This is a genomic window from Deltaproteobacteria bacterium RIFCSPHIGHO2_02_FULL_44_16, assembly GCA_001798185.1.
Taxonomy (GTDB): domain Bacteria; phylum UBA10199; class UBA10199; order 2-02-FULL-44-16; family 2-02-FULL-44-16; genus 2-02-FULL-44-16.
Map to the genome: position 1 here is coordinate 154392 of MGRM01000012.1, position 7294 is coordinate 161685.

The 7294-nt window shown below is 44.1% G+C and carries 6 protein-coding genes; 5 read left to right on the top strand and 1 reads right to left on the bottom strand.

The window, feature by feature from the left end; genetic code table 11:
• Positions 1–252 precede the first annotated feature (252 nt).
• The 3 genes from A3C46_09510 (at position 253) to A3C46_09520 (ending at position 4663) form a co-directional block, all read left to right on the top strand.
• On the top strand, positions 253–1647 hold the full coding sequence (locus A3C46_09510; protein ID OGQ22516.1) for a betaine-aldehyde dehydrogenase: 1395 nt from the start codon (positions 253–255) through the stop codon (positions 1645–1647).
• A gap of 172 nt (positions 1648–1819) precedes the next feature.
• Entirely contained in the window at positions 1820–2695 is an 876-nt protein-coding gene (locus A3C46_09515) for an aldehyde dehydrogenase (protein ID OGQ22502.1), read from the top strand.
• Positions 2696–4663, top strand: coding sequence for an acetate--CoA ligase (locus A3C46_09520; GenBank protein OGQ22503.1), 1968 nt, complete (start codon positions 2696–2698; stop codon positions 4661–4663).
• A 36-nt stretch (positions 4664–4699) separates the two neighbouring features.
• Here the strand turns inward: A3C46_09520 and A3C46_09525 are convergent, their stop codons facing one another.
• Positions 4700–5176 (bottom strand): hypothetical protein, encoded by a 477-nt coding sequence (locus tag A3C46_09525; GenBank protein ID OGQ22504.1) that lies wholly within the window; start codon positions 5174–5176, stop codon positions 4700–4702.
• A gap of 415 nt (positions 5177–5591) precedes the next feature.
• Here A3C46_09525 and A3C46_09530 point away from each other — a divergent pair, with 415 nt between their 5' ends.
• Both A3C46_09530 and A3C46_09535 read left to right on the top strand, forming a co-directional pair.
• The gene (locus tag A3C46_09530) at positions 5592–6584 is read left to right on the top strand and encodes a hypothetical protein (protein ID OGQ22505.1); all 993 of its coding nucleotides are present in this window, start codon (positions 5592–5594) and stop codon (positions 6582–6584) included.
• Between the two features lie 48 nt (positions 6585–6632).
• Complete coding sequence (locus A3C46_09535; GenBank protein OGQ22506.1) at positions 6633–6914, top strand: hypothetical protein; 282 nt, start codon at positions 6633–6635, stop codon at positions 6912–6914.
• Positions 6915–7294 lie beyond the last annotated feature (380 nt).

Consider the following 7294-nt stretch of genomic DNA (forward strand, 5'->3'; position numbering starts at 1 on the left):
GGATTTTCCGAAATTTGAATGTCTTCCGCTGTCAGCCTTCAAATTTCAAAACCAATACAATTTTTCACTTCGGAATACGCTCTGCTCCGTAACATGCCCGTATGCGCCGTGCGAATCATTCTTTCGCCTCCTTACGAATTTATGACAAAACAACAGAAAGTAACTCAGCCGCATCTTGAAGTCGTCAAAACTCGACAGCTTCTCTTTGGTGATCTTTGGGACTACGCTCCCTCTCTCGAAAAACCAGATCATGTGAAGCTGAAAAAACATTACGATCTTTTCATCGACGGAAAATTTGTTCCTGCTAAATCAGGAAAAACTTTTAAGACAATCAATCCTGCGAATGAAAACGTTCTCGCAACCGTTTCAGAAGCAGGCGAAGCTGATGTCGATCACGCGGTGAAAGCAGCTCGTCGTGCTTATGAAAAAGTTTGGTCAAAAATGAAACCGACGGAACGTGCAAAGTATATCTATCGCATTGCACGGATGATTCAGGAAAAAGCTCGTGAACTTGCCATCATCGAAACCATGGATGGAGGGAAACCGATTCGCGAATCGCGCGATATCGATCTTCCTCTTTCAGCCGCTCATTTCTTCTATTACGCTGGATGGGCCGATAAGCTCGAATATGCCTTTCCCGGTCGTCAGGCAAAATCACTCGGGGTCGCGGGACAAATTATTCCGTGGAATTTTCCGCTTCTCATGGCCTCCTGGAAAATCGCACCGGCACTCGCATGTGGGAACACTGTTGTTTTGAAACCATCAGAAACAACTCCCCTTACCTCACTCCACCTTGCAGAAATTATTCAAGAGGCTGATCTTCCGCCAGGAGTTGTCAATATTGTTCCTGGGTTTGGAAAAACAGGAGCAATGATCGTCAATCATGCTGACGTCAATAAAATTGCATTCACGGGCTCAACCGAAGTCGGAAAAATTATTCATAAAGCAGTTGCTGGAACGCAGAAACATTTAACACTTGAACTTGGTGGCAAGGCAGCAAATATCATCTTTGAAGATGCACCGATCGATCAAGCCATTGAAGGAATTATCAATGGAATTTATTTTAATCAGGGTCACGTCTGCTGCGCTGGCTCACGACTTTTTGTGCAAGAAGGAATCTACGAAACCGTGATTCGTAAACTCGAAGACCGGCTCCAAACACTGCGCGTTGGAGATCCCCTCGATAAAAATACCGATGTCGGCGCTATTAATTCCAGAGAACAACTCGGAAAAATTTGCGAACTCGTAGAAAGTGGCGTTGCTGAAGGAGCGAAGCTTCATCAGACCAATTGCTCGCTTCCTGAAAAAGGTTTTTGGTTTAAGCCAAGCTTCTTTACGGATGTTGCACAGTCTCACCGCATCGCGCGCGAAGAGATTTTCGGTCCTGTTCTTTCGATCCTCACTTTTCGCACACCAGAAGAAGTTATCGAAAAAGCAAATAACACTCCGTATGGATTGTCAGCGGGAGTGTGGACAGACAAAGGTTCAAAGATTTTTAAAATCGTCAATAAAATGCGCGCGGGCGTGGTGTGGGCAAACACGTTTAATCAATTCGATCCTTCGTCACCGTTTGGCGGCTATAAAGAGAGCGGCTTTGGTCGCGAAGGTGGGCTGCACGGACTCAAAGCTTATGTTGAATTAATATAGAATGTCATCGCGAGCCCTGAGCTTGTCGAAGGGCGTGGCGATCTGACCGAAGGTCATCCTGAGGCGAAGACGAAGGATCTCCCGGAGATCCCTCGCTTTCGCTCGGGACGACACCTTGTGTCGGATTGTTTCGTCGCTAACGCTCCTCGCAATGACTTACAAGGGAGAAACTATGAACAGACTTCCAATTCAAAAAACGTACAAACTCTACATCGACGGAAAATTTCCGCGATCAGAGTCAAATCGTTATTATCAAATCAAAACAAAATCAGGAAAACTGATTGCCAATGCAAGTCGAGGATCGCGAAAAGATATTCGCGATGCGGTTCGTGCCGCAAGAAAAGCGCAAAGCGCTTGGCAAGATCGCTCAGCTTTTAATCGCGGACAAATTCTCTATCGCGCAGCTGAAATGCTCGAGAGTCGAAAAGAAACTTTTATTGAAGAAATCATTGCGACCACAGGAGTGACCAAACCAAACGCTACCCATGAAACAGCGCTAGCTGTGGATCGACTGGTATGGTACGCGGGCTGGGCTGATAAATATGTTCAACTTTTTTCCTCTATCAATCCTGTGGCTGCTCCGTATTGGAACTTTACTTCTCCGCAACCGACAGGTGTTGTTGGTGTTATTGCTCCAGAGGAAAAACCGCTTTTGGGACTTATCTCCAAGATTGCACCGGCAGTTGTCAGCGGGAATACCGTCGTTGCAATAGCTTCAGAAATATCACCCCTTTCGGCAATTACTTTCGGAGAAATTTTAGCAACGTCCGATTTTCCTGCTGGAGTGATCAACATCATCACCGGATTGAAATCAGAACTGATCACGCCTCTTGCACAACATATGGATATCAACGCCATCGATTATTCAGGAAAAGATGAAAAAATAATTCGTTTGATTCAAGAATCCGCAACCGAAAACATCAAGCGAGTCGTTATTCGTCAAACCCCGCAGAGTGAAGAATGGTTTGATAACCGTAAAGCGCAAAGTCCCTATTGGATTGAAGATCTCATCGAAATGAAAACCGCCTGGCATCCGGTTGGAGTGTAAATGAAAACCATCGAATCAGTCCTGACGGAAAACCGGCGGTTTGAGCCGCATGAGCGTGCCCGTGAAAGATCGTGGATTAAAAGTTTAGAGAACTATAAAAATATTTATGAAGAATCGATCACTGCTCCAGAACCCTTTTGGAACGAGATCGCACAGGATTTTGTTTGGTTTCAAAAGTGGAACTCTGTTCGGCAATACGATTTCCACGATCATATTTCTATTTCCTGGTTTACAGGCGCAAAGACAAACATCACCGTCAATTGCCTTGATCGTCATGTCGAAGCTGGACTTGGCCGCAAAGTCGCCTTTTATTGGGAAGGAAACCATCCAAAAGAATCTGGGGTCATCACCTATCAAGAACTGCTTGATCGAACCTGCCAAACTGCAAATGCACTGAAAAAATTAGGCGTTCGCAAAGGCGACCGTGTCACCATTTATATGCCCATGATTCTCGAGCTTCCCATTGTCATGCTCGCCTGCGCTCGCATTGGCGCGATTCACAGTGTTGTCTTCGGTGGATTTTCTGCTGATTCTCTGGCTGATCGCATCTGCGATGCCAAAAGTTCATTTCTGATTACAGCTGATGGTAGCTATCGTGGCACAAAACAGATTCCCCTCAAAGAGACTGCTGATGAAGCCATACAAAAAGCCGCTACACAGGGGAATCATGTCACTACGTGTCTGGTGGTAAAACGAACAGGAGAAAAAATTTCGTGGCATGAAAAAAGAGATCATTGGTTTCATGATGTCACAAAAAATGAATCAACTTCATGCGCGCCGGAAAAAATGGATGCAGAAGATCCCCTTTTTATTCTCTACACCTCAGGCTCCACAGGAAAACCAAAAGGAGTTCTGCACACCACTGCTGGGTATATGGTGTATACCGCAACCACTCATCGTTTTGTTTTCGATTATCATCCTCAAGATATTTATTGGTGTACAGCTGATATCGGCTGGATCACTGGTCACAGCTATATCCTCTATGGACCTCTCGCAAACGCAGCGACGAGTGTGATGTTCGAAGGAATACCGACGTATCCCGATGCAGGACGTTTTTGGAAAATTTGCGAAAAATATAAAGTAAATATTTTCTACACAGCTCCGACCGCTATCAGATCGCTCATGCGTGAAGGTGAGAGTTGGCCAAAAAAATATGATCTCTCTTCACTTCGCATTCTCGGAACTGTTGGCGAACCGATCAATCCTGAAGCCTGGATGTGGTATCACCGAACCATTGGGAACGAAGCATGTCCTGTGATCGACACCTGGTGGCAGACAGAAACGGGTGGGATTTTGATCAGCCCCCTTCCGGGCGCAGTCGCAACAAAGCCAGGTTCGGCAACGCTCCCCTTCTTTGGTGTAGAGCCGAAAATTTTACGAGAGGACGGCAGTGAAGCTGCAACCAATGAAGGTGGACTCCTCGTCATCGCGAAGCCATGGCCAGGAATCATGCGTACAGTCTACGGCCAACATGAACGCTTCAAAGAAACGTATTTCTCACGGTTTCCTGGATTCTATTTTACCGGCGACGGAGCACGTAAGGACGAAGATGGTTACTATTGGCTCATGGGACGTGTCGACGATGTCATCAATGTTGCAGGCCATCGCATCGGAACCGCAGAAGTTGAAAGCGCTCTTGTTTCACATCCGCATGTCACCGAAGCAGCAGTTGTTGGAGCGCCGCATGAAATCAAAGGACAAGGTATTCATGCGTTTGTGACATTAAAACCGGATATTATCGCAAACAGTGAAGTGCGACAGCAACTACGTGATCATGTTCGCAAAGAGATTGGTCCCATTGCAACACCTGACGTGCTGCACTTCACCGACGCGCTTCCCAAAACACGATCCGGTAAAATCATGCGCCGCATTTTACGCAAAATCGCTGCAGGTGAAATTCATGATCTGGGAGATACATCTACTCTTGCAGATCCGAGCGTTGTCAATCGACTCATAGAAACAAAATAATGCATCTTTCTGACGATTAAGTGCACAGCACTTAAATTATTTGATTTCATCTGGCGATACACCTAAAGGCTTTATTGACAGAGGAATCCCATCATCCATCGCAATAATGCTCATCCGGTGTGACGTACTCCTATGAGCTTGTGGAATTTTTTCAAGAAGCTGAAGAGCAAAATTATTCGTTCCACTCAGCTCATTAATCTCACCTCTAAAAAAGGAAGCTCTTAATTGTGAAAGTTGTTCGTTGCTGTTGTTTGTAGGAGCAGGTATCGAAACACGAATCAACCGACCAGAGGAATCGAGAAGACTGGTTTCACGAAGGATGATATCAATAAATTCATCTTCCTGCGTCCCTTGTAACATGGTTGCTGCCACCAAGGCAGCATCACTGTTTGGCATAAGAGCAACCACTTTTTTTACATCTACCGGAAAAGCACTTTGCAATTCACTCTCTTTACAATTCTGGTCTTTACATGTTCGCAATTGCCCGACGATTTGAAAAGATGGGTTTCCCATATTTCCTCCTGTGTTTAGTTTTTATCGAAGTCCCACTTCAAAGGTTGCTCTCTTTATAATTATCGTTTGATATATTTAAAATAAGTGCCGTGCACTTCATTTTGGATAAAACTGAATAAAACAGAGAAAAATCACAATTAAGTGCACGTCACTTATTTAAGTTATTATTTTTCATATATTTATCAGATAAATTAAGAAATCACTTGAAGTAAGCAACATTTGCATCCTCTCCTTCCGATAATAACCATAGAAGCACAACATTAGGTTTTACCATACCCCCCTTTTGGGCCCTTTAGCGATAGTGCTAAAGGGCTCTTTTTTGCCCTTTCGGGCCTTCTTATTTTCGTCATTGACGGGCCCCTCTCTTCACCTTTAAAATAACTACCTGATTCTTTTGAAGAAATCGGAGGATGCAGTGGCCGAAAAAGCAGAAACAACCAAAGTGCAAATACCCCTGAACAAAGAACTCCTCGATCATGCCGTCGCGGTTCGTGAGCAATGGGGTTTAATTGTCGATCGACTCCAAAAAATTGAGGAAAGCAAACCTCAAGTTTCAGATGTTGTCTATCGACGCGTTCGTATGGACTACGAACAGAGACGCGAAGAGGCAAAAAAAGGATTGCTCGAAACCAAGGGCGCCATTGATCAAGAACTGGCGAGCCTGACGACGACCAAACAAAAAATTGAGAAGGAACTTGAGAATCACAAAAATGCTTTTGATGAAATTAATTTTCGTCATTCATTGGGAGAATTTGAAGCAGGAGATTTTACCCAACGCGTAGGTGAAGTGCAGGAAAAAATAACCAAGTTTGAAACGATCATCGCTGCGGTCAATGAAAATATACAAAAATATGAAGCAGTTTTTGAAGGGATTGAAGAAACATCTTTTGTCTCTCAAGAAATTGCGGATACGAGTGAAGAGGATGAGCGCCCTCTCACCACAGACACTGATCTTCCGATCAGTCAGATGATATCTCGTGGAACAGAACCTGTGACTGATGAGTCTGGATATATTATCGAAGAAGAAGGGCCCCATTATTTTTCAGGAGTCGCAGAGACTACAAATCCACATCTTCAAGACACCGCGAAAACGCAAAAAACAAAATCTTCTGATTCTTCAAAAAAACATTCTCGCATTCTCTTTGTTGATGGCACTGATGCAGGAGCTATCTTTGGTCTCAATGGCCTTGCGTCGCTCGGTCGTGCTGAGTCGAACACGATTATGGTGAAAGATGCAAAAGCCAGTCGTCAACATTGCCAGATCGTACAAAAAGGAAGCGAATATGTCCTTGTGGATTTGAACAGCTCCAATGGTACTTTTGTCAATGGCGAGCGCGTTGAAGAACATGTCCTTTCAAATGGCGACGAAATCCAAATCGGCGATACGCATCTGCAGTTTCAGGGGTAATCATTTCTGTTCATTGCTTCTCGTCTTCATTTCGTGTATGAATTCATCATGAATCAAAGAATAACATGGGAAGAAGCCAAAAAAAATTATCCCGATGAATGGATCGCATTCGCTGATTATCGTGAAGAAGATGGTTTCCCAGTGGAAGGAATTCTCATAGTTCACAATCCTGATCGAAAACAATTTCACGAAACTGTTGGGAAACTCCTTCCTCAATATGGAGCGATGGCTCTCCAATTTACAGGAGCGATCATCAAAAACCCGGATATTCCTCTTTTATGGCAAATTTCCCATACCGAATCGACAGACGACTTGTCATTATCCCGGTAACTCTCCACGGAAAAAAATGACTTTTCCTGAAGCAGAGGTTGGATGTCGTGATTTAAAAGAACAAGGAGCAGAAGGCTTGATCGGCATGAACCTTCTCGAACGATTTGATTGGTGCGTTCATCCAAAACAACGAGTGATTTCTCTCCAAGAATGACGAAGTCATTTTTATCTGGAGTTCTAGAACGCTGCCAGTTGAGTTTTCCGTTTTATATTTTCAAAATCTCTTTCCAATAATTTGGCATCAATTTTCCTTTTCAAGCTCATTTTCAAACATCTTGTAAAAAAGGGAGGGGGGTCAAGTCTTGACTTTTCATTTTTCATCGAATTTGTGCAACCAAGGACATAGGTAACAGATTTTTAAAAGCACATAGGTAACACTT